This window comes from Roseibium porphyridii (genome assembly GCF_026191725.2).
In the GTDB taxonomy this organism is placed as follows: Bacteria; Pseudomonadota; Alphaproteobacteria; order Rhizobiales; family Stappiaceae; genus Roseibium; species Roseibium porphyridii.
Genome location: NZ_CP120863.1, coordinates 5364523 through 5387752, shown reverse-complemented (window position 1 = coordinate 5387752; position 23230 = coordinate 5364523). Strand labels below are relative to the sequence as shown.

21 protein-coding genes, 1 tRNA gene and 1 pseudogene are annotated in these 23230 nt (G+C 55.0%); 11 read left to right on the top strand and 12 right to left on the bottom strand.

The window, feature by feature from the left end:
- Positions 1-23: 23 nt before the first annotated feature.
- From K1718_RS24835 to K1718_RS24815, 5 genes and pseudogenes are all read right to left on the bottom strand, one after another.
- Positions 24-1292, bottom strand: a complete 1269-nt coding sequence (locus K1718_RS24835) for a KpsE/RkpR family capsule polysaccharide export protein (RefSeq protein WP_265680464.1) — start codon at positions 1290-1292, stop codon at positions 24-26.
- Between the two features lie 67 nt (positions 1293-1359).
- Positions 1360-2019, bottom strand: coding sequence for an ABC transporter ATP-binding protein (locus K1718_RS24830; protein ID WP_265680465.1), 660 nt, complete (start codon positions 2017-2019; stop codon positions 1360-1362).
- On the bottom strand, positions 2016-2804 hold the full coding sequence (locus K1718_RS24825) for an ABC transporter permease (RefSeq protein ID WP_265680466.1): 789 nt from the start codon (positions 2802-2804) through the stop codon (positions 2016-2018). The genes K1718_RS24830 and K1718_RS24825 overlap by 4 nt, the downstream gene beginning before the upstream one ends.
- 710 nt (positions 2805-3514) lie before the next feature.
- Positions 3515-4688: pseudogene (locus K1718_RS24820) on the bottom strand (IS3 family transposase).
- Between the two features lie 196 nt (positions 4689-4884).
- Positions 4885-4974, bottom strand: a tRNA-Ser gene (locus K1718_RS24815).
- Between the two features lie 440 nt (positions 4975-5414).
- Here K1718_RS24815 and K1718_RS24810 point away from each other — a divergent pair.
- The 5 genes from K1718_RS24810 (at position 5415) to pabB (ending at position 10643) form a co-directional block, all read left to right on the top strand.
- Positions 5415-5741 (top strand): hypothetical protein, encoded by a 327-nt coding sequence (locus tag K1718_RS24810; protein WP_152503623.1) that lies wholly within the window; start codon positions 5415-5417, stop codon positions 5739-5741.
- 132 nt (positions 5742-5873) lie between these two features.
- A complete protein-coding gene (msrA, locus tag K1718_RS24805; RefSeq protein WP_265680467.1) occupies positions 5874-6527 on the top strand; it encodes a peptide-methionine (S)-S-oxide reductase MsrA in 654 nt (217 codons plus the stop codon).
- Between the two features lie 251 nt (positions 6528-6778).
- Entirely contained in the window at positions 6779-7102 is a 324-nt protein-coding gene (locus K1718_RS24800; protein ID WP_209006727.1) for a hypothetical protein, read from the top strand.
- Positions 7099-8589 (top strand): methyl-accepting chemotaxis protein, encoded by a 1491-nt coding sequence (locus tag K1718_RS24795; RefSeq protein ID WP_265680468.1) that lies wholly within the window; start codon positions 7099-7101, stop codon positions 8587-8589. Before K1718_RS24800 ends, K1718_RS24795 begins: the two co-directional genes overlap by 4 nt.
- Before the next feature lie 197 nt (positions 8590-8786).
- Entirely contained in the window at positions 8787-10643 is a 1857-nt protein-coding gene (gene pabB / locus K1718_RS24790) for an aminodeoxychorismate synthase component I (protein WP_265680469.1), read from the top strand.
- A gap of 46 nt (positions 10644-10689) precedes the next feature.
- Here pabB and K1718_RS24785 read toward each other — a convergent pair whose 3' ends face one another.
- Positions 10690-11328: a nucleotidyltransferase family protein gene (locus tag K1718_RS24785; protein WP_265680470.1), complete on the bottom strand. Its 639-nt coding sequence runs from the start codon at positions 11326-11328 to the stop codon at positions 10690-10692.
- 222 nt (positions 11329-11550) lie between these two features.
- Here K1718_RS24785 and K1718_RS24780 point away from each other — a divergent pair, with 222 nt between their 5' ends.
- Both K1718_RS24780 and K1718_RS24775 read left to right on the top strand, forming a co-directional pair.
- Entirely contained in the window at positions 11551-11895 is a 345-nt protein-coding gene (locus K1718_RS24780) for a hypothetical protein (protein WP_152503618.1), read from the top strand.
- 606 nt (positions 11896-12501) lie between these two features.
- Positions 12502-12777, top strand: coding sequence for a hypothetical protein (locus tag K1718_RS24775; protein WP_152503617.1), 276 nt, complete (start codon positions 12502-12504; stop codon positions 12775-12777).
- Between the two features lie 84 nt (positions 12778-12861).
- Here K1718_RS24775 and pheT read toward each other — a convergent pair whose 3' ends face one another.
- The 4 genes from pheT to K1718_RS24755 all read right to left on the bottom strand — a co-directional run bounded on the left by pheT (position 12862) and on the right by K1718_RS24755 (position 18414).
- On the bottom strand, positions 12862-15279 hold the full coding sequence (pheT, locus tag K1718_RS24770; RefSeq protein ID WP_265680471.1) for a phenylalanine--tRNA ligase subunit beta: 2418 nt from the start codon (positions 15277-15279) through the stop codon (positions 12862-12864).
- 62 nt (positions 15280-15341) lie between these two features.
- Positions 15342-15995, bottom strand: a complete 654-nt coding sequence (locus K1718_RS24765; protein ID WP_152503615.1) for a phenylalanyl-tRNA synthetase subunit alpha — start codon at positions 15993-15995, stop codon at positions 15342-15344.
- 29 nt (positions 15996-16024) lie between these two features.
- A complete protein-coding gene (gene pheS, locus K1718_RS24760) occupies positions 16025-17107 on the bottom strand; it encodes a phenylalanine--tRNA ligase subunit alpha (RefSeq protein ID WP_152503614.1) in 1083 nt (360 codons plus the stop codon).
- A gap of 389 nt (positions 17108-17496) precedes the next feature.
- Positions 17497-18414 (bottom strand): LysR substrate-binding domain-containing protein, encoded by a 918-nt coding sequence (locus K1718_RS24755; protein WP_265680472.1) that lies wholly within the window; start codon positions 18412-18414, stop codon positions 17497-17499.
- 133 nt (positions 18415-18547) lie between these two features.
- Here K1718_RS24755 and K1718_RS24750 point away from each other — a divergent pair, with 133 nt between their 5' ends.
- From K1718_RS24750 to K1718_RS24740, 3 genes are all read left to right on the top strand, one after another.
- Positions 18548-18685, top strand: coding sequence for a hypothetical protein (locus tag K1718_RS24750; protein WP_173006180.1), 138 nt, complete (start codon positions 18548-18550; stop codon positions 18683-18685).
- Between the two features lie 216 nt (positions 18686-18901).
- Positions 18902-19264 (top strand): MerR family transcriptional regulator, encoded by a 363-nt coding sequence (locus tag K1718_RS24745; RefSeq protein ID WP_152503612.1) that lies wholly within the window; start codon positions 18902-18904, stop codon positions 19262-19264.
- A complete protein-coding gene (locus K1718_RS24740; protein ID WP_265680473.1) occupies positions 19261-19860 on the top strand; it encodes a short chain dehydrogenase in 600 nt (199 codons plus the stop codon). The genes K1718_RS24745 and K1718_RS24740 overlap by 4 nt, the downstream gene beginning before the upstream one ends.
- Positions 19861-19886: 26 nt before the next feature.
- Here K1718_RS24740 and K1718_RS24735 read toward each other — a convergent pair whose 3' ends face one another.
- Positions 19887-20288, bottom strand: a complete 402-nt coding sequence (locus tag K1718_RS24735) for a tautomerase family protein (protein WP_265680474.1) — start codon at positions 20286-20288, stop codon at positions 19887-19889.
- A 104-nt stretch (positions 20289-20392) separates the two neighbouring features.
- On the opposite strand from K1718_RS24735, the gene K1718_RS24730 reads away from it, so the two are divergent.
- Positions 20393-21229 (top strand): LysR family transcriptional regulator, encoded by an 837-nt coding sequence (locus K1718_RS24730; protein ID WP_265680475.1) that lies wholly within the window; start codon positions 20393-20395, stop codon positions 21227-21229.
- A 108-nt stretch (positions 21230-21337) separates the two neighbouring features.
- Here K1718_RS24730 and lepA read toward each other — a convergent pair whose 3' ends face one another.
- Positions 21338-23143 (bottom strand): translation elongation factor 4, encoded by a 1806-nt coding sequence (gene lepA, locus K1718_RS24725; protein WP_152503608.1) that lies wholly within the window; start codon positions 23141-23143, stop codon positions 21338-21340.
- Positions 23144-23230: the final 87 nt, after the last annotated feature.

Sequence of the window (23230 nt, the reverse complement as noted above, 5' to 3'; positions counted from 1 at the left end):
ACCGTGTCGCCGGATGCAACGGGTCACGTTCTGTCGCGGATGTTGTAGTACATCAGGACGCAGACGATCCAGACCCCCAGCAGCAGCAGGAAGAAGCTGAGAGAATGGATGGCCCTGTTCGGATATTGCGCCGCCTCGGAGAGCGTCGGCTCAATGAAAGTTGCAAGATAGAGATGCTTGCTGTCGGCGTCCTGGCGCGCTTTTTCAAGCCCTGCCAGGGCTGTGGTGTAAAGCTTCTGCGCGAATTCTTCCTCAAGCGCCAGCTCCGAATAGTCGGCGATGCGGTAGGAAATCGAGTCCCGGCCTGAGCCGTCTTCGGCGCGGCCGCCACCGAGCCGCTGGCGCTCCTTGGCAATCTGTGCCTTCAGGGCGTTGATCTCGCCGGTGAGCAGCCGGATCTTTGGCGAATCTGCATCCAGGTGATCGCTCAAGGTGGCCCGTTCGGCTTCTTTGGCCGCGACTTCCTGATCAAGCCGCGCGATCATTTCCATGGCCAATTCGGCGTTGCTTTCCGGATTGACCTCCTGGGTCGCCTCCCGATAGGCGATCATCTGTTTCCGGATCGCCTTCAGCCGGGCCTCGGCCCTTGCGACGGCTTCTTCGGCATACTTGACCGATTGCCTGCGGTTTTCCAGCGACAGCTGGTTCACGAGGGTTTCCGACCGGTCGAGAACGGTCTGCGCCAGAAGAAGCGAATCCTGCGGGTCGAAACTGCGGGTTTGGATGTAGATCACGCCGGACGTGGAATCGTAATCCACGTCCACCTTGCTGTTCCAGTAGCTGACTTTCTCCTCGATCGACAGGTCTGATCCCATCCGGAACAGCCAGTCGGCGCCGTCACGATTGTAGATCGCGTCCAGACTGACATTGTCCGGCAGATCCTGAACGATCGCCTGGCTTTGGAGGTAGTCATGAACGATGTAGCTGTTGGATGCGGTGGATTCGCCGCCGGAATCGAGCACCATTCCGAGAATCTCGGTCGCGGGCGTCTGATTGGCGCTGCGCAGCGCAAAGGCCGTCACGCTGTGGTACTGGTCGCTGGCCACGAAGAACATGTAGAACGTGAAGGCCATTGACGGCAGCGCGACCATGAGGGCAAAGCCGAACGCAATCAGCCTGTGCCGCGTTTTGGTCGACGCTTTCCCGGACGACCCGGGCAACGTCAGATCGAGCAGTTTCTGGGGGTCGAGCCCCGACTTCTTCAGCCGCTCGACGATCGAACGTTCCTTGGGCGCGACAACGGCGCCGCCCTTTTGCGGCATTTGCACAATGGAACTGTCTGTTTCTGCCACGTTGTCAGCTTTGGCAGGCTTTGCTGATCCCGACATTTCGTCACCTTACCTTCAATTCTGCTGACTGCTAGCGGCGTGCCATATTTTCATCGTGCATTCGAATTGCATCATCAATATTCGCAAAATAGCTTAACTGTCCATCCTCAAGCACGACGCCGGTCGTGCAGTAGTCCTTAAGAGCGCCGGCTGCGTGCGACACCATGATAATATCTGACGTTTGTAGTTTCTCTCTGAAAACGCGTTTGCATTTCTGCTGAAAGTTCTTATCACCTACCGCTGTGATCTCGTCCACTAGATAGTAGTCGAAACTAATCCCCATACTTACTCCAAAAGCAAGACGTGCCTTCATACCAGACGAATAGGTTTTTACAGGCATTTGATAGGCTTTGCCAAGTTCAGCAAAATCTTGAACATACTGAACAAGGTCTTCGGTATCGTGGCCATAGATTCTGGCAACAAAACGAACATTCTGTTCGCCAGTTAGACTAGGATTGAAACTACCCTGAAAACCCAGGGGGAAGGAAACGTTTGCGCGCCGGATGATCCGACCGGATGTGGGCTTGATGGTGCCGGAAATTAGTTTCAGTAGCGTCGATTTACCGGCCCCGTTTCGACCGAGCAGCCCGATACTCTCACCCCTGGGGATCGTGAACGAGACATCCTTGGCGATGTAACGGAATTCACCCTTGTGCTTGAAAGCTTTGGTCATGTTTTCAAGACGGATCATTTAGGCTCCCTCAGGCGGGCATCGAACAGCCACACAAGAAACAGACCAAACACAACAGAAAATACAGCCAAACCTATCACATAGGGTAAGTCGACATAGGAGGCGCGATAGGTGGGGTAGAAGCCCATTCGGAACAGCCCAACCAAGTGTACCAGCGGGTTCCACATCAGAACATCGCGATAGGGCAGCGGAATGGCTTCGGGAAGAAAGAACACACCCGAGACCATGAAGGCGGGTCGGTTGATAACACCCCAGATATGTTGGTACGTGCTGTTGAGGTGGAACCAGACGATGTTGGAGATACCGACGCCGGCGCCAAGCGTCAGACCAATGGCACTGGCGGCCAAGATAGGTCCCATCCGAATGGGTCCGATTTCGACAAAAAACGACATCACACCGAACAGCAGCAGGTTGACCACGAAGAGGGTTGCTGCCTGCAGCAAGACGCGCGAAACAATCGCGTCATAGGGACGAACGATTGGATAGTTGAGCAAGGCCCGATTGGCTTCGACCGCGTTGGCGACTTGGTCCGCAGTCGAACGGTAGATGTAAAACGATGCGTATCCAGTCGCGAAAAACAACATGAAGCTGCGGCCGAGCGGCGGTATGTGCGCAACAGCGGAAAACACGATCGTGAGGATCGCGATGAACAGCACCGGGTCCAGAACCGCCCACATATAGCCGCCGAACTTGTTGCCATATCGGGTGGTCATCTCGCGAATGATCAATGCGGAAATGATCGCGAACTGTTGTTTCAGGCTATCGTTGAACGGTTTTGAATACATAAAGCTGTTTTGTGTCGTCGTTCGGATCGTGGGATGCAGCGTCAGGTGCCATTAAATGAATGACCTTTCTAGCTATTTTGAGCCGGGTAGCTGCTTTTCCTCGCGATAACAACTAATCCAGTTTCATCTTGAGATCTGACTATGCCATCAATAATTGATCCGAGCCCGTTGTGCAATTGGCTGATAACGGGACGCAGGACCGCATTGTGCCGACGCGGCGGCAGTCCTAATTCGCAGCACGGTTGGCTATCGACATAGGCAATTGCAAGGACGCTGCAGCCAACAAGACGATCACCATGTTAGACGGCGATACCAACTATAGTTCTGGATACAAACTCCTTGGGGTGACCATCAGCATTCCACTTCGTCCCGGGCAGGTGAACGTGAATTGGCAGAATACACAGGAATAAATATTGATTGTGGGCCACTCGCACACGTTCTGTGTGGGTTTAAAACTGTCGCTCGTAGAAACGATTGAGAACCGATTGTCATTCATTTGCGAAGGCAAATCTGGCCTGAGCTGGTCACTTTCATGAAATGCGTCCTATTGGAGATGCGTTGATCTCGCCCGCATTAAAATCGCTTCGTTGCAATTTTCAGCCAAGGCAATCAACAGTATTTTTGTTTCATATTCGAATTCGACAGGCCTTTCAATGTAGTCTGTTCGCAGTTCCCTGAACTACCGTTTTAGAACGATGCACAAGTTTTGCCTAAAGAGATAGTTTGCTATTTCTTTCGTGCATGGACAATTTTGATTGTTGGTGCATGACTGGGCTTTGGTCCATCCGGACGATGGTTTCTGGTGCCGGGATCGGTGGCCCAAGGCGCTGTGTGGACGCTTGGTATTGCAAGGTTTCCTCCATTGTTCAATCAGGATTTGCGCTTCCTTTAGGCTGTAGAAGATTTCTCCGTCCAGCAGCTCATCTCGGAGGCTGGCGTTGAACCTCTCGCAGTATCCACTTCCCATGGCGAACCCGGTTCGATATACGCGGTCTTTGCACCCACAGCGTTGATCCAGTCCCTGACGGCTTGAGCAGCAAACTCAGGCCCGTGTTCCGATCTGACGTAGGCTGGTGGTCCACGCAGGATGAAGAGATCTGTCAGCACGTCAATCACGTGGGTGGAGTTCAGCTTTCGCTGCACTCGGATTGCCAGGCACCCCCGGGGTATACTCGTCCAGGATGTTCAGTGTCCGGAGACCTTTCCTTCATTGGTTCGGCAATGCACGAAGTCGTAGCTCCAGACATGATCAGGATACTCTGGTCGCAACCGGACACACGATCCGTCGTTCAGCCTGAGCCGCCCTCTCTTCGCATGTTTCATTGGTACTTTCTGCTTCCTCTCGTCGCCACAGATGCTCGACGCGCTTGTCATTCACATGTTAACCGGCTTCTCTGAGCAGAGCTGCAATCCGACGGTACCCGTAACGGCCATACTGGCGGGTCAGCTCAATCATGTCGGCCTCGAGACGCTCTTCGTAATCGCGCCCGATGGGAATCTTCCTCTGCGTGGACCGGTGCTGACTCAGAACACGACAGGTTCGGCGCTCTAACACGCCGAGATGCTGACGAATGTGATTGATGCAGGCGCGACGACGGGCGGGGCTCAGAAGTTTCCCTTTGCAGCTTGCGACAAGATCAGCTTTTCCAGAGTCAGGTCAGAGACCGCCTTGCGCAAACGTTCCTTCTCTTTCTGAAGGCGATTGAGTTCTTTCAGTTGGTCGGTTCTCATCCCATCATTTTGCTTCCGCCAACGATAATAAGTCTGCTCGGTGATGCGAACTTGCCGATTGGCATCAATGCGCGGCATTCCTTGGCCGACAAGGACTTCAACCTGCCGCAACTTCGAGACAATTTCTTTTGGCTTGTGAGGTTTCGCAGCCATTTTGATCCTTCGCTTTTCTAAACATAACGATGGACCACTTCAAAGGGGGAGGATCAACCAACTTGAAGACAAAAGAACGGCCCTCAAACTCGCTCTTAATGAGCCTTTGGCCTGTTGCCGAAAAGAAGGACTTCGAACCCCTAAATCACCTTGCCGTTCAATGTGTTAGGAAATGATCACATGGGAAAGTGTGATATGGCGGACAGAGAGGGATTCGAACCCTCGATACGGTTGCCCGTATACACGCGTTCCAGGCGTGCGCCTTCAGCCACTCGGCCACCTGTCCGTTCGCAAGCGGTAGCCGCTTGGAGTGGGCGCAATATACTCATGACGTGTTATTGCGCAAGCGCTTGCAGGAGTTTTTTTTGAGAACTCTGTGGCTTGTGGATTCTGTGGCAATCAAGGGCCTTCAAAGGCAGCCACATGGATCCTGTTTGCGCCAGAAAATGCGAACGGCCAAATCAGATCTGGAGCATGTTTGGGCCTAAAACTGCGTCGACAGATTTGCTGCATACATCAGGCTTCCGCTGCTGTTTGCCGGTGAATTGCAGCAAAATTCGTGACCGGGTCGCAAAAATCTCACAAGAATGTGTTGCATATCAATTCTTGTGCAAATTTTGTCGCTTATTTATCTAAGGAATACTCCGAGAGCAGAGAGTGCGTTTTTTCAAAGCACTCCATGGAGAGTATTAACTAGCTTAGACCGACAGAGCCGAAAGAATATCCATGACGAGTGTTTTTAAGTTTTTATTCCGCGTTTTGGGATACGCTTGTATTGCGATTGCGATTGTCGCCGGTATTTCCGATGCCAGCAGTTCCATTGCCTTGTCACAGGTGGAACTGCAACCGCTTGGAAAGCTTCTTTTTGATCTCTTTCCAGACAGCTTCCCTATTCTGCAGCCCGCTATTGAGCGGCATATCCATCCGGCCCTTTGGGACCCGGGCATTCTGACCGTGTTGACCTGGCCGGTCTGGGCGTTCTTTGCACCACTTGGTTTGCTTTTTCTTTGGATTGGCGCACGCCGCCGCAGGCAAACCGTTCAGTTCGCATAACGGCCACCTTGGGCCTGTAGCTCAAGAGGCCCTTGGAATATGGACATAACTGCTCCACATTCATGAAGATGAACGCGATTGGAATTGAGCCGTCCCGGCTGGACCGGAGACGGCTCAGCGCAGGAGAGTGCCATGTCCTTCATGACGATGTTGAGCAAGAAATTTTCGCTTCCCGCACAAGATGAAGCATTGCCGGGCCGGTCGGACGCAATTGTGCCAGGTGAGGCCCACTTCGTGAACGGTCGCTCGCTTCAGGGGCCTTACCCTGAAACTTTCAAAACTGTTTTGTTCGGCATGGGCTGCTTCTGGGGTGCTGAGCGGTTGTTCTGGCAGCTCCCGGGCGTTCATGTAACCGCTGTTGGATATGCGGGCGGTCATACGCCCAACCCGACCTATCATGAAACCTGTACCGGGAGGACGGGTCACACCGAGGCCGTTTTTGTTGTTTACGATCCGGATCAGACCAGTCTCTCCGATCTCCTGAAGGTGTTTTGGGAAAACCACGACCCGACGCAGGGAATGCGTCAGGGCAACGATACCGGCACCCAGTACCGTTCGGCGATCTATGTGGGTTCCGAAGAAGACCTTGCACTGGCCGAACAGTCCAGAGACACCTACCAGTCGGCATTGAAAGCCGGAAGCCATATGGCATCGATCACAACCGAAATCCGGCAGCTCGACGAATTCTATTTCGCAGAGGACTATCACCAGCAATATTTGGCGAAAAATCCAGCCGGCTATTGCGGCATTGGCGGGACGGGCGTTTCGTGCCCGACAGGTCTTTGATAACGGGTCTTTGACAATAGGCGGCTTCACTCCGGTGCTGGAAACGGCTCCGGGGTGTTATGTTGTTGTCTTGTCTGATCTAAGTATTTTTGACGAGACTATTAGGCGCGAATACAGCGACTTCCGCGTGTAATTTGTTTTTCGACTGCCAGGTTGCATAGAATTGCCGACAACCTCTTTTAATTTCAGATTTTATTAAAGTTACATGGCCAGAGTTAACTCATAGCGCTTCCGCGTTGAGGGTAAGGTTCATGTCTAAATCCGCAAAAGTTTTTGCGGCCGTTTATTTCCTGCTTTGCAGCACGATTGTGGTCATCGGGTCATTGATACCCGGCAGCCAGGGGTTGGTTGCCGTCTTTGCAAAGCCTTGGGGTGAAAACGCTCTTGAGGTCATTGCACAATCTGACGGTCAGGTGATCTTTGTAAACGATTCAACCTGGATCGCTCTCACGGAAGTCAGAAATTCAGACGATGTCGCCAGGCTTTACAAGTCTGGCGCCGGTTTCGTTGCCTCCTCGTTGGTGGCGCAGGCATGCGCCCGCTGGAGTGCAATTTCATTGGGGAGCTCAACATGACTGATACGGCAAGCCCAGCTTCGGGCCTGGACGCCTTCCGGGACAGTTTTGCCCGGATCGCGGTCTATTTTACCTGGTTCAACGTGCTGCTGGTCGTGGGGACGGCCTGGTGGAACGGATTTGTGTCAATGACGGCGGTCGGTGGTGCTGCGATTCTTCTTGGTCTTGCGGCAACCGCGTCCTGGGTCAAGTTTGGGGCGGGCGTTGAAACACGCCTGGCAACATCCATGTCCCTTGCGGGCCTCGTCGCCTTGTTCGTCGCCGCTCTTGCGACGCCTGCCGGTGAGGTGTCCTATCAGCTCGACGGTCACATGTACTTCTTCGCGGTTCTGGCCATGCTGGCCTGCTGGGTGGATTGGCGTGCGCTGGTCGCCTATGCCGGCGTCGTTGCCGTGCACCACCTTGTGCTGAACTTTGCCATGCCGTGGGCGGTCTTCCCGAATGGGGCTGATTTTGCCCGCGTGGTTTTCCACGCGACGATTGTTGTCGCTGAAGTTGCCGTCCTGTGGTGGATGGCCGACAGCCTTGCCAAAGCCTTCCAGGCTTCTGATCAGGCGCGCCATGAAGCGGAAACCGCGCGTTCGGAAGCTGAGTTGCTGCAACAGCAGACAAGCGAACATGACGAGATGGAGCACCATCGCCGCGAGGCAGTCAGTCAGCGCATCGATGCCTTCCGGGACGAAATCTCAGGTGCACTGAACAATGTCGGCGAAAGAGTGCGCGACATGCGCGGCTCCGCTGAAGAGCTTGGCGTTGTTGCAGAAGACACGACGGAACGCGCCTCCTCCGTGTCCGATGCCTCTGAAACCGCGTCCTCGAACGTTCAGATGGTCGCCTCTGCCGCCGAAGAGCTCTCATCTTCGATTTCCGAGATTACACGTCAGGTTGAGCAGACCACTGAAATCGTCCACCAGGCGACGGAAAACGCACAGACCAGCAACCAGAAAGTTGCTGGGCTGGCGGAAGCCGCCAACCGAATTGGTGAGGTTGTCACCTTGATCCAGGCGATTGCAGAGCAAACCAATCTCTTGGCGCTCAATGCCACAATCGAGGCAGCACGCGCTGGTGAAGCAGGTAAAGGATTTGCGGTTGTTGCCTCTGAAGTGAAAGAGCTGGCAACCCAGACATCCAAAGCGACGGAAGAGATCGGTTCTCAGATCGCAGCCATTCAGGCCGAGACGAAAGATGCCGTCAATTCCATTGGGGTCATTGCGGCGACCATGGACGAAGTCAACAGCTATACTGCTGCCATTGCCTCCGCGGTCGACCAACAGGGTTCCGCTACAGCTGAGATTTCCAGAAACGTTGCCGAAGCAGCCGATGGAACAGGCCGTGTTGCGACAAATATCGGCGGTGTACGGGAAGCGGTTGAACGCACAGGCCAATCCGCATCGTCTCTGACAGGTTCAGCCGATGTTCTTGAAACGGAAACAGAGGATATGCGCCGGGCGATCGACAGTTTCCTGAAGGATGTCGCCGCAGCCTGATGCTGCGAGGATAAAACGATGAAACAAGAGACCGGCTGGTGACCAGCCGGTCTTTTTTGTTTGGGGTCTGGAAGCCTCAAACCTTGACCGGATGACGCTTGGATGTCATGAGCCGCTTCTTATGAGACATTCGCGCCCAAAATGCGTGACACACTTGTCTCAAGTGTCTTGAGCAGTTCCAGAACCGGCCCATCCAGATGTCAGCCAATGCGTTGCAGCCAGGATCAATCCTGCTTGTTGATCTCCTCAAGCAGAAGTCCGCGCTTTTGTTCAAAAAGCCCTTTGAAGTTGTCTCCTGCACGCGTCTGGAAGACGTGCTCGACTGTTTGTCGAGGCTCGAGACCGCGCAGCAAGACGGCAGCTATGCCGCTGGTTTTCTGGCATATGAGCTTGGCTTTGCCTTTGAACAAAAGCTGCAGGACCGATTTGTCGAAACTGGTGAACCGCTCATGTGGTTCGGGCTCTATGATGCCCCGACCGAGCTGAGCCTTGATGAAGCCAGATCCTTTCTTGCCGGTATCGCTGCAGGGCAGGGGGCGGAGACAACAGCTCCGCAATTCGACATGAGCCGGCCGCAATACGAAGAGGCGTTTTCGCGTGCTCAGAAGCATCTGGCCCAAGGCGATATCTATCAGGTCAATCTGACGATGCGTGCCCGGTTCACGCACAAGGGCTGTGCTGAAAGACTGTTCCTGGATCTCATGCGAAGACAACCTGTCGAGTTTGCGGCGCTTGTCAGGATGAACGGCAGGACGGTGGTGTCCTTGTCGCCGGAGCTTTTTCTCGAACGCAGTGGAACTCGTCTTCGCACGAAACCGATGAAGGGCACCGCCCCAAGGGGCAGATCGGGTTCCGAGGACATGAGGATTGGCAAAGAGTTGGCCTCAGATCCGAAACAACGGTCCGAGAACACGATGATCGTTGATCTGATGCGAAACGATCTGTCGCGCATTTCCGAGACCGGCTCTGTTCGCGTGACGAAACTGTGCGAAGTTGAACGCTACCTAAGCCTTCACCAGATGACGTCGACAGTCGAGGCGCGTGTTCCGCCCGATGTCGGTTTTAGCGATATCATCAGTCGTCTCTTTCCTTGTGGCTCCATCACTGGAGCGCCAAAATTAAGCGCGATGCAGATCGCGGATGATCTGGAGACTGGTCCACGGGGCGTCTATACCGGCTCCATTGGATATCTGAAGCCCGGTGGTGATTTCCGGCTGAACGTCGCAATCCGAACGCTTCAACTGCGCGATGATGGAACGGGCGTGGCCGGAACGGGGTCCGGTGTTGTTTTTGAGTCCGGCGCTGCACCGGAATATGATGAATGCGCCTTGAAACTCAGGTTCATGAGCGAAGACTTCCCTGACTTTGAATTGTTGGAGACACTGGCATTCGATCCTGTGGATGGTTTATTGTTGCTGGAGCGTCACCTGCAGCGCCTCGAGAAATCCGCAAATTATTTCGGCTTTCCCTTCAACGAGGCGGAAATCAGATCCAGCCTTGCAGCAGGTGCAAGAGGATATGCTGGGCCTATGCGTGTGCGGTTGCTGCTCAGTGCAGAAGGTGACCTGTCCGTCACTGCTACCGACTTGACGCCGGTAGACGAGAAAACCGTCTTCAATCTTGTATTGGCTAGTGAGACAATCGATCCAAGCAATCGGTTCCTCTATCACAAAACCACGCACCGCGCCTTCTATGACGAGACCAGAACGCGTTATCAGGCAGAGACAGGCTGTCAGGAAGTTCTGTTTGAAAATGAAATGGGGTTTCTGACCGAGGGCAGCTACACCACGCTGTTTGTCAAAAAGGGCGGCCGGTTGATGACACCGTCTCTGAGGCATGGTCTGCTGCCGGGAACTTTCCGTGCAGGGCTCCTCGAACGCGGCCTTGCCTTTGAAGCTGATCTTAGACCGGCAGATCTGGAAACGGCCGATGAGATGTTCGTCGGCAATTCCGTGCGCGGCCTGGTAAGGGCAAGGCTTTTGACCAGGCAAGCATCACGACCAAGCGATGTTAGCGCTTCAGATGCTGTGCACGAAACACGCAAGGCCGGTTGAACGAAAGATGACAAGTGGTGATTGGCAGTTTGAGGTCGGGTTGCCGTCACCCTGTCCAAGGCAAGACAGTTAGCTCAGGCCACAACTCTTTCATGCGATCTGCTTTCTCAACATAGGTCTTTTCGTTTGGTTGCACATAATTGGGCACCAGACGCATGCCGAAAAGATTGGCAAGTCCAAAGGGAGCGTATGGTTTCAGGGTTCCGTCTTCGTTTATGCAGGCTGCAACCGCGTGCGTGCGTGCGGCATAGGTCGTCAGGGAGTCCATCGCGCAATCAAGCGGCCGGTAAGGCCGACCAAACCGTTGCTCGTACCACAAATGTACCCGGGCCTGGTTCCTGACTTCCAGAAGGTTAGCAAGGTCCGGCAGGGCTCTGTTGACCCTTTTGATGACGGTATCTTCGGCTTCATAGGAAAGATCGCTGCCGTCAAAATAGATGATGTCGAAATCCTTGATGCCATGAAGGACCGGACGACCCGTCATGACGTTCCAGACGGTTTGATAGATACCCCCCGAAACAAGCCAGGCGTCCGGCAGCTTGAGATCGCGCACCGCGGCAAGAATGTCGATCACATGCGGGATCGCTTGAAGGATTGCGACCAGAGCGGCGAGCCGCTCTTCTTCGGTTGACGCATAAGGGTCGCCCAACCGATCCCAGTCGGGAGTTCGTTCTGCATTTGTCATTCGGGATACCAATCGGCGAAAAGGGAAAGCAAAGCATATCCGATTCTGAAAGACGAGAAAGCCTGCCGGGACCTTCTTGCTGCTGGCCTCCCAATGATCTCACCCGGGCTGCACCAGATTCTGGTGTTAAAATCGGGCGACATCTAAGCAATCTTGCGGAGCTTGACAGCAACAGGCCTGACGCCATCTCATCAAGAGGACAAACCAACCAGGACTCTAGAGATGCGACCAGTTTCAGTTTCGTTTCCAGCCGCCGCTGCGGGAAAGTGTTTCGCGATTGCCATCGCTGGAACGGCGCTTTTGCTACCCACAATTCTGGACGCCGAGGCTCAATCAAGAAGGCCTTTGTCGACATCCATGACCTGTTCACAGGCGCAGTCAATGATCAACCAGCGCGGGGCCGTTGTCATGAGCACTGGTCAATATACGTTCGACCGATATGTCTCCAACCGGAACTTCTGTGAGCGGGGCGAATTCCTGGTGCGTGCCAACATTCCGACAAAGGACAAACGGCGGTGCACGGTGCAGCGCTGCGACAGTGCCAGCCCGTTTGAATTCAATCGATAGACGCTGTTTGCAGCATTTGAAGGAGCGGAGATGGCTTTTGAAGCCAACAGATCTTGCGTCATGAAGACGATCGGGAGTTTTGTGAGCGGTTTTCTCATCCTGCAGACTTCCGTCACCGCAATGGCGCAGACCGGAAGACCGGATACGCGCCAATTGACCTGTTCTCAGGCGCAGTCTCTGGTGAAGGATCGCGGCAGTGTCGTCATGACAACCGGTCCAACCACCTTCGACAAATTTGTTGCGAACGCCGGATTTTGCGAGTCCCGGTCAAACTCGCTCCGAGCGAGATATGCACCTACAAAAGACAATCCCAAATGTGCCGTCGGCTTCAGATGTTTTCAAAACAGAGACAACAGGTGACGGGCTGAGCACCGTTCAAAAACGGCACCCCGAAGCCGAATTGACTTTATAACCACTGCTCAATGCCACAGCGGCATTGCATTTCCTGTCCTTTTCACAAATATGAAAAGGGATGATCCACCTCGGGTAATCATTTTCATTTGAATAGTATTATTTGCCTGAAAGATCAGGAAAGGCCTTGCAATGCGCGGGAAAAATACAAAAAAACACCAAAAAAGTGCAGGGTCTTTGGCGGTAGGAGTGAGCATGTTGCTTGCGCCTTTGTGGGCCGCATCTTCAACAGAGGCACAAACACGACGGCAACCTGATACGACGCAGCTCACATGCGCGCAGACAACAGATCTCATCAACAGGTTCGGTGCGATTAATCTGAAATCCGGCCCGGTCAAATTCGACAGATATGTCGCCAGCCGCAATCAGTGTTTTCCCGGGCAGAATGTAAGGACGACGACCGTCCCGACCAAGGACACGATGCACTGTGGTGTCAGTGTCTGTGTTGAGCCGCGCGAAAACAACAACTAGGCCAAATAGTTCGGCCTTGTCGGCAATGGCAGACGTTCCAGTGACGCTGCGTGGCGGACCGCGCAGCGTCTGCTACCTTGCAAATTAGCCGCGGAGTGTCCCGCCAGTCGCTTTTTCGACATTGGCGATGATCTTCTTGGCGACAGCATCAATGTCTTCGTCGGTCAGGGTCTTCTGGCGCGGCTGCAGCATCACATCGATCGCGACCGACTTTTGATCTTCCGGCACGCCCTGTCCTTCATAAACATCAAACAGGGTCACGTCGCTGATCAGGTTCTTTTCCGCACCACGGGCTGCCTTCAACAGTGTTTCCGCAACAACGTCCTTGCCGACCAGGAATGCAAAATCTCGACGCACCGGCATCAGATCGCTTGCGTTCAATGCACCCTTGGAGCGCCCGCCTTTGCCTTTTGGCAGTGGCAGGGCTTCCAGATAGATCTCGAAGGCGACCAACGGACCTTCAATGTCGAGCTTCTGCAGGAGGCGCGGATGGATTTCTCCGAAAACGGCCAGTGTATTCTTCGGGCCGAGTTTCAGGCAGCCTGACCGTCCCGGATGGAAGGTGTCAGGAGCATCCGTATAAACCTGCAATCTCTCGACCGGGGCACCGATGGCCGCCAATGCTGCCTCGGCGTCCGCCTTGGCATCAAAGACATCAACACTCGATGCAGCACCTGACCAGTGCCGACCTGACCCCTGAGGTTTTGCGGTCCCGCGACGAGCGCCGCTCGCCACCATCTTCTGTCCCTCGGGCGTGTCGTCCAGAAACACCTGTCCGACCTCGAAAAGGGCCACATCGCCGAAGCCACGATCCGCATTGCGCTGGGCAGCAGCCAGCAGACCCGGCAGCAGGCTGGGGCGCATGTCCGACATCTCTGGCGAGATTGGATTGGCAAGTGCCAGCTCCGGCGCGCCACCGCCGAACAGGTCTGCCTGTTCAGCCGAAATGAATGACCAGGTCACGGCCTCGTTGAACCCGCGTGCGGCAAGCGCCCGACGGGCCCTGTTGCGGCGGATCTGGCTTGTCGTCAGCACTTTCTGGTTCACGGTGCCTGTGCGTGGCAACGGGGTGAACGGCACTCGGTCGAGGCCGATGATACGCACCACTTCTTCGACCAGATCGGCTTTGCCTTCAATGTCCGGGCGCCAGCTCGGTGCTGCCACTTTCACGGTGTCACCGGAGCCGGAAATCCAGAAGCCAAGGGACTTCAGCGCGAGATTGATTTCTGCAAGCGAGAATTCAACGCCGGCGAGACGTTTCACTTCCGAATAGGGGAAATCAACGATGTTGGTGCTGTCTGGTACAGCGCCAGCCTGGGTCGCCTCTGAAGCTTCTCCGCCACAAAGATCCATCACCATGCGTGTCGCATATTCAAGGCCGGGCATCATGTAGTCCGGGTCGACGCCACGCTCGAAGCGATACCGCGCATCAGTGTTCACACCAAGCTTCCGGCCCGTGGCGGCAATATCGTCTTCATCCCAAAGGGCCGATTCAATCAGCACATTGACGGTGTCTTCGGTGCATCCGGACGGTTCGCCGCCGAGAATGCCTCCGAGGCTCTCCACGCCGTTATCATCTGCTATGACGCAGATCGTGTCGTCGACGTCGTACGATTTGCCATTGAGGCCATCGATCTTCTCACCGGTCCTACCGCGGCGGACGACCAGATTGCCGTACACTTTGTCCGCGTCAAAAACGTGAAGCGGACGACCCTGATCGAATGTGATGTAGTTGGTCATGTCGACGAGCGCGTTGATCGGTCGAAGGCCGATAGCCGTCAGACGATCCTGAAGCCATTTTGGTGAGGGGCCGTTCTTGACACCCTTGACCATACGCAGGCCGAACGCCTTGCACATCGCCTTGGTGTCGCTGAAGTCGAGCGAGATATCGACGGGACAAGGATATCCGCCGCGGATCTGTTCGTGGCTGCGTTCTTTCAGTTTACCGAGGCCGGCAGCTGCCAGATCGCGCGCAATGCCGTAAACGCCGGTACAGTCCGGGCGGTTTGGGGTCAGGCCGATTTCGATGACCGGTTCGTCAAGGCCTGCCCATTCGGCATAACTCATGCCGACCGGGGCGTCTTCGGCCAGATCGATGATGCCAGTGTGCTCGTCCGAAAGCTCCAGCTCACGTTCGGAGCACATCATGCCAAAGCTCTCGACATCGCGGATCTTGCCGACGGACAGCGTCACATCAAGACCGGGAATATAGTCGCCGGGTTTCCCCAGAACACCAACCAGTCCGGCACGGGCATTAGGAGCTCCGCAAACGATCTGGATCGGGTCGCCTTCGCCCGTGTCCACCTTCAGAACGCGCAAACGGTCGGCATTGGGATGCTGTTCAGCTTCCAGAACCTTGGCAATCCTGAACGGCTTCAGCCGGTCGGCCCTGTTGGTGACTTCTTCAACTTCCAGGCCGATCATGGTCAAACGTTCCACGATCTCTTCCAGGCTGGCGTCGGTGTCCAAATGGTCCTTGAGCCAGGACAAGGTGAATTTCATAATCTTTACTCTTCAATCGGTCATGCGGCGCTAGTGGGCCGCAAATCTGGTCAAATTGCCGGTCAGTTACTCAGTCGGTGAACTTCGGGCAGCAACGTGGCGTCGGCATAGCTCACTGCAAAGCGGCGGCCGATGTCGGAAAAGTCCTCGGTCCAGCGACGCACCATGTCCGGCGTGATCTGATTGCCGGTTGCGATTGCCTGCGCCGCTTCTGTCTCGATCCGGTCGCGAAGGATGCCGAGCTCAAACTGAGCCGCATATTCCGCGCGGTACTTTCCGAGCCAGCCCATGGCGACGATCACAACCATCACCAGAAGAGCCGCGGTGCTTGTCAGTCCCGCCCATTTGGCAGTGCCACCGATGCGGCGGTCGCTTGCAATCAGGACGATCGAGGCGATGGTCAGAAAGGCCACGATATAAATCGCCTGAAGAAAGCTCTGATACTTTTCCGTGGAGCTTGCCTCATGGCTCGCTCTCAGGCGGGTGATGCGGTCTCTGAGATACAGCAGCGAATCGGCTTCCGTTCCGAGCTTGTCGCGAAAATAGGTATCGCAGAACCGCAGTCGCCCACGGCTTTCGATTTTTTCAGCACAGGCTTCCAAAAAGGATGTTGGCGTTGGTACGCGCGCGTCCTTGTCGGTGGTCTGCGCTGCAGCTGGCAAAACAGCTGCGAACGAAAGCGCTAAAGCGAGAAAGAGCCGGGTCAGCAGTGACATGGATGATCGCCCCCCAAAGGTCCAGAAGATTAACTCGACAACCCGCCGAACAATGTCGGCAGGTCAAGCGGGCGGAAGCCGTAGTGCTGTATCCAGCGCACATCCGCGTCAAAGAAGGCCCGAAGGTCCGGCATGCCATATTTGAGCATGGCTATCCGGTCGATACCCATGCCCCAGGCAAAGCCCTGATAGACATCGGGATCGAGGCCGCAGTTGCGGATGACGTTCGGATGCACCATGCCGCAGCCTAGAATCTCAAGCCAGTCTTCGCCCTGGCCGATTTTCACTTCACCGCCGGACCGATCGCACTGGATGTCAACTTCCATGGACGGCTCGGTGAACGGGAAGAAACTTGGCCGGAACCGCATCTTTATGTCATCCACCTCGAAGAACGACTTGCAGAATTCGCGCAGGACCCATTTCAGGTGGCCGAAGTGGCTGCCCTTGTCGATGACAAGACCTTCCACCTGGTGGAACATCGGCGTGTGGGTTTGGTCACTGTCACAGCGATAGGTTCGTCCGGGAATGATGACGCGGATCGGCGGTTCCTGTGTCCGCATGGTCCGGATCTGAACCGGAGAGGTGTGCGTGCGCAGGAGCAACCGTTCGCCATCGGCCTTCTCGTTGAAGAAGAACGTGTCGTGCATTTCGCGCGCCGGGTGGCCCTCCGGGAAGTTCAGCGCGGTGAAGTTCAGTTCATCGGTTTCAACATCCGGACCTTCGGCAATGGAAAACCCCATATCGGCGAAGATCGCCGTGAGTTCATCAATCACCTGGCTGACCGGGTGTATGCGGCCCGTCTCGGTTGCTGCCGGGCGTAGCGGAAGGCTCACATCGACCTTTTCGCTTGCAAGGCGCGCCTCGAGAGCGGCTTCCGCCAGAACATCCTTGCGAGCGGATATAGCGTCAGTGATCTTTGCCTTGAGGCCGTTAAGCGCCGGCCCCATGACCTGGCGTTCATCGGGCGTCATCTTGCCAAGCGTCTTCATTTGCTCGGAAATCTTGCCCTTTTTTCCAAGGGCCTGGACGCGGACGTCCTCCAGAGTGGCTTCATCATCCGCACCGTCAATGGCGGTCAGAAGTTCGGATTCAAGTGTGTCGAGATTGGACATGCGTGCTCGGTGGTCGGTTCGCGCTGAGTTGCGCGCATCTGTGTCGAAACTGAAAGTCGGGACCTTTTAGCGAATAATGGCGCACAATGCCACGGCCTCAAACGCATTATTGCGTGAGCCCCGAGTGAAAAGAAAAGCGCCGGAAGAAGAGCGCGTTAGCGCATAAATCGCCCGCAAGCGGGGCCCTGCAGCTCACGCAGACGCACACAAACACCCGGCTGCGACAGCAGAGCGTTGGCTTGGCCGGAACGGCAAATATGTGCGATGCGGTAAATCATGGCCGCCAATTTACCGAATGAACGGGGGAAGGCAAGCGGAAAAGGTGCAAGGTGAATTCAGGCGCAGACCGCTTTCACCCTAACAGTGCTGGGTCACGCACCCGCACAAGACTAATCAACCACCACATCCGCCCCTTTCGGTCGGCCTATCGACGTTTGCAGCTCTTCCTTGAGCCAGTTCCCGAAGGCCTGTTTCGCCCTGGTTCTTGGAGCGTTTTTGCCGCTGATCAGCCAGTACCCCAATCCGGTTGCCGGTCTTTGCGGAAAAGGGGAAACAAGCTGGCCGGACTTCACAGCGTAGACGGCTAACGTTTCCCAGGCGAGAAAGACCCCCTGGCCGGCAATGGCAGCGTCAAGGCAAAGCGAGCCATCCGAAAAGGTTGGCCCGTCCTGAAGGATGCTCTCGTTAAGACCAAAAAGGTCTAGCCATGTCTGCCAGGAAAACATCTGGCCCGGGTCGCGAATGATGGGCAAACGGCCGATGTCTTCAGGGCCTTTGATCTGATCTGCCAATGCTGGGCTGCAGACAGGGAAAACTCGCTGGTTCAACAGCTTTTCTGCGTTCAGCCCTGGATAGGGTCCTTCACCAACACGAATGCACAGGTCGACATCGCTGGCGTCCGGATCAACCAGATCGACGGTCGCCTCGACGCGGACACGCACATCCGGGAATGCGCGGTTGAATTTTTTCAGGTGCCAGACCAGCCACTTGCCGGCGAAGACAGGCGCGACAGAGATCGTTAGGGCATCTTCACGACCTCTTTGCGTCGTAGCGATCGCGGTCGATAGCGAGGACATTGCGGACGTGAGATGTGGCTGCATGGCCAGGAGATGAGGCGTCGGCAGCAACAAACGGTTTTGCCGTTCAAAAAGCTGAACGCCAAGCTGGGCTTCGGTCCTTTGAACCTGTTGACTGACAGCACCCATCGTTACGCCAAGTTCCTCTGAAGCGGTTTTGATTGAGCCCAGACGCCCAACTGCTTCGACAGCTCGTAGGCCTGACAAGTGTATGGAGTTCAGATTTTTCATTTTAGAAAAACTATACTGAAAATCACAAAAAGTCGATTTATTTATCGAAATTCAGAGCATATATATGAAGTCAAGCTAAATTCAAAAGAAGGATTTGGCGATGAGAAAAACAATAAAAAGGAGACTTAAACTCATGATGAAACTGTTTATGCGACGCCAATTCAGAGCACGGCCAGCTTCCGCTTACGATCGGACCGACCCGCTCTCCCATCCGGCGATCCAGCGTATGAGCCAGCGTGAATTGGCAGACTTGCCACTCGGCAGGCTTTAACAGCAACCGACCGGCTGAAACGTCGGTCGATACAAAATTGATCGACCCGAAAGGGTCGGTTGGAAACACAGAAAACGGCGCTTGGATCCCTTCCGGCGCCGTTTCTGGTTTTGCCGATAGCTCAACACGCAGCCGCTTTGCATTTCATGCCTGACACACTTGACTTGGAGTGACTTCAACCCGGTAGGATTTTTACAAATCCAGCAGGTGAGGGATATGAGGATATCGGAAGCATCGGCGAAGTCAGGCTTGAGCGCGGACACTATCAGATACTACGAGAAATCCGGGCTCGTTCCTGCAATTGAACGCGGCCCCGACGGCTTGCGCCAGTTTACGGGCGAGAACATCGAGTGGCTCACACTGCTGTACTGGCTTCGAAAAACCGGAATGCCGATGAAGGAGATGCAGCGTTTTGCGGCGCTCTACCGCCAGGGCGAGACCACCATCGGTGAGCGCAAAGATGTCTTGTTGAAACATGAGAAGCGCCTGCGCCAGCGGAGGCTCGATCTGGATCGATGCCAAGAAGTGCTGGCCCACAAGATTGCGACCTACAAAAAGATTGAAGGAGGCCTTTCATGAAGATCATTTTGGTCGGCGCGTCCGGTGACGTTGGAAGAGCCGCTTATGCAGAGCTCGCTTCGCGCCATGATGTCGTTTCAGCCGGACGTTCATCTGGAGATATTCAGGTCGACTTGACCTCTGGAGACAGTATCGAGGCAATGTACCGGCAAATCGGCCCCGTCGATGCTGTTATCTCGGCCGCCGGTGAGGTGGAATTCGGGCGTGTGAGCGACATGACGACAGATAAGTTTCGTTTTGGTCTGGAGAACAAGGTGCTCACTCAAATCAACCTCGTTCTGTTCGGGTTGGAGACGGTCCGCGAAGGTGGGTCCTTCACGTTGACGAGCGGCATCCTGGACCGTGACCCAGTTCGGATGGGAACGGGAGCGGCAATCGCCAATGGAGCTCTGGGTGGGTTCGTGACTTCAGCTGCAATCGATTTGCCACGAAACCTGCGACTTAACGCGGTCAGCCCGGGTTTGCTTGACGTCTCCGCTGATCAATACGGGGCCTGGTTCCCGGGCCATGATCCCGTATCGTCCAAGAGGGTTGGTCTTGCCTACGCCAAATGCGTTGAAGGCGGGATTACCGGCAAGGTGGTCGCCGTTGATTAGCATTAAGGCCGGTATCCTTTGATCTCTCAGGTCGGAAGCGCTTTTTCCGCATATTGCGCTATGCCATGCCCGAACGACCAGTTTTCCGGATTGGTCTCGACCAGACTGATGAAGACATCTTCCGGCCGTACGCCCAATTCACGCACCAGACCGTCCGCAATGCGCTTGAAGAGTGCTTGTTTCTGATCGGCGCTCCGCGTGTTGCTGACGGTCAAACGGATCAAGATCAGGTCGTCGGACCGGGCGATATTCATGTAGTGTCGGCCGAAGTCAAAGTCCTCGGTGGCATATTCAGTCAAGGTCATGAACCGATCGTCCTCCGGAACATCGATCGTCTCTCGCATGGATAAGTAAATCTCATTGAAAAGCGTGCGTTTTTGAGTCTCGGTTTTTGAGCCCTTACGAATGGAAATCTGGGTGAGCGGCATATCGACCTCTTAGTGTTCATGGCTGTAAGAGGACGCTAATCGGCACCTATGCATGAATGAAACAAATCTTTGATATATTTATAATTCGAATTTATAATAGATAAATGACTGATCTCGATCCGGACCTTCTTCGGGCCTTCATTGGCGTTGCAGAAACCAACAGTTTTACCAAGGCTGGCTTGTTAACCGGTGCGAGCCAGTCGGCTGTCAGCATCAAGATCAAGAAGCTGGAAGAGCGGCTCGGGAATACATTGCTTGCACGGTCTCCTCGATCTGTTCAGCTGACGGCATTCGGCGCAAGGTTTTTGAACGATGCGCGCGAATTGATTACGTTGCACGATCGGGTGATATCGCGGGCTAACGGCAAGGACACCCCCAAACAGGTTTTATTGGGCATCAGTGACCACGCAGCCGGAGCCCGACTTCCAGAAATCATCGCGAAGCTCAGTCTCGAACTGCCGGAGTGCCGCTGGCACGTAACGGTTGGGCTTTCTGGCAGTCTTTTTAGTGACTACAAGTCGGGTCTGTTCAATGCCGTCTTGGTCCGCTTTGAAGATGTTGAAGCCACGGGTCAGACAGCCTTTGAGGAAGAACTCGTCTGGACGGCCTCAAACGACTTTCAATGGCAAGCGGGCAGTAACTTGCCGCTGGTGGCGTTGGCCAGCAGTTGCGCATTGAGACAGCTTGCCACAAATGCTTTGAACACGGCAGGAGTGGGGTTTGAGGACGCCTTTGTCGGCACGGGTGTCGGCGCGGTTCAAGCGGCCGTCAGCTCTGGCCTCGGCATAGCCTGTCTCGACAAGCGCAACGTACCAGGTGGTTGCCGGGATATCGGTGCAGAGTACCAGCTTCCAAAGTTGCCCAAGACCAGAATGACCCTCTACAGCCGGGAAAAAGCAGCAATCGGTTCTGCGATCCTGAGGGCGTTTCGGGCCGCTTGAGCGGCCCGGAATTTTGAGGGTGACATAGCAGCTGCCGACGATCCCGACCGTTTGAAAGCAGCCGACGGTTCACCGGCACATGGACAGTCTAATGAACCGGCAGCTCTCTCACTCTTCCATCTTCAGGGCCTGGATAAAGGCATCCTGCGGGATTTCCACCTTGCCGAACTGGCGCATCTTCTTTTTGCCGGCCTTCTGTTTTTCCAGAAGTTTGCGCTTACGCGTGGCATCACCGCCGTAACACTTGGCGGTCACGTCCTTGCGCATTGCGGAGATGGTTTCGCGGGCGATAACCCTGCCTCCGATCGCTGCCTGGATCGGAATCTTGAACATGTGCCGGGGGATCAGCTCTTTCAGCTTTTCGCACATGGCCCGCCCACGCCGGTCGGCCTGACTGCGGTGTACCAGGACCGAAAGCGCGTCGACCGGTTCCTCGTTGACGAGGATGGACATTTTCACCAGATCGCCGGCCCGATAGTCTGACAGCTGATAGTCGAAGGAGGCATAGCCTTTTGAGATTGATTTCAATCGGTCGTAGAAATCGAACACGACTTCATTGAGCGGCAGGTCGTAGGCGACCATGGCGCGAGACCCCACATAGGATAGTTCGACCTGAATGCCCCGACGCTCCTGACAAAGTTTCAAGATGCCACCGAGATAGTCGTCTGGTGTCATGATGGTGGCCCGGATCCAGGGTTCGCGGATCTCGGAGATCTTGACGATATCCGGCATGTCGGCCGGATTGTGCAGCTCAACGTCCGACCCATCGGTCAATGACATCTGATAGACAACGGACGGCGCGGTCGCGATCAGGTCGAGATTGAATTCGCGTGAAAGACGTTCCTGGATGATCTCCAGGTGCAGCAGCCCCAGGAAGCCGCAACGAAAACCAAAACCGAGTGCAGCAGACGTTTCCATCTCAAAGGAAAAACTGGCGTCGTTGAGGCGCAGTTTGCCCATCGCCGCACGTAAATCCTCAAAGTCATTGGCATCGACAGGAAACAGCCCACAAAAGACCACCGGCTGCGCAGGCTTAAAGCCCGGCAATGGTTCATCGCAGGGTTTCTTGTCGAGCGTAATCGTGTCACCGACACGCGTGTCGGCCACTTCCTTGATCGACCCGGTAATCACCCCGATCTCGCCGGCTTTCAACTCTTCGACCTGAAGGAATTTGGGCGTCATGACGCCGACCCTGTCGACGTCATAAGAAGCGCCGGTCCCCATCATCTTGATCTTCTGGCCCTTCTTGAGAGAGCCATTGATGATGCGCACCAGGACCATCACACCAAGATAAGTATCGTACCAGCTGTCGACCAACATCGCCTTGAGCGTGTCATCAGGATCACCATTGGGTGCCGGAAGCTTTTGAACGATTGCTTCCAAAACGTCTTCAACACCAAGACCCGTCTTGGCCGAAATCATGCAGGCTTCAGACGCATCGATGCCGATCACGTCCTCGATCTGTTCCTTGATGCGATCAGGTTCAGCGGCAGGCAGATCGATCTTGTTCAGGACCGTGACAATTTCGTGGTCGTTGTCGATGGCCTGATAGACGTTGGCAAGCGTCTGGGCCTCGACGCCCTGAGAGGCATCGACCACCAGCAACGATCCCTCACAGGCAGCAAGCGACCGGGAGACTTCATAGGCAAAGTCCACATGGCCAGGAGTATCGATCAGGTTCAGCGTGTATTGCTCGCCGTCCTTGGCATTGTAAACGAGCCGGACTGTCTGGGCCTTGATCGTGATGCCGCGCTCGCGCTCGATATCCATGGAATCGAGGACCTGTTCGGTCATTTCCCGATCGGTCATGGTGCCGGTCATCTGGATCAGCCGGTCAGCCAGGGTCGACTTGCCATGATCGATGTGGGCTACGATGGAAAAGTTTCTGATGTTGGAAAGCGTCTTCGTCGTCATGGCCGCCCCTTTACCACTGCAATTCGATTTCGCCTAGTGGATTGAGGGCATTGAGCGCCGAAATCCGTTGGTTTTTTGACGATCAAC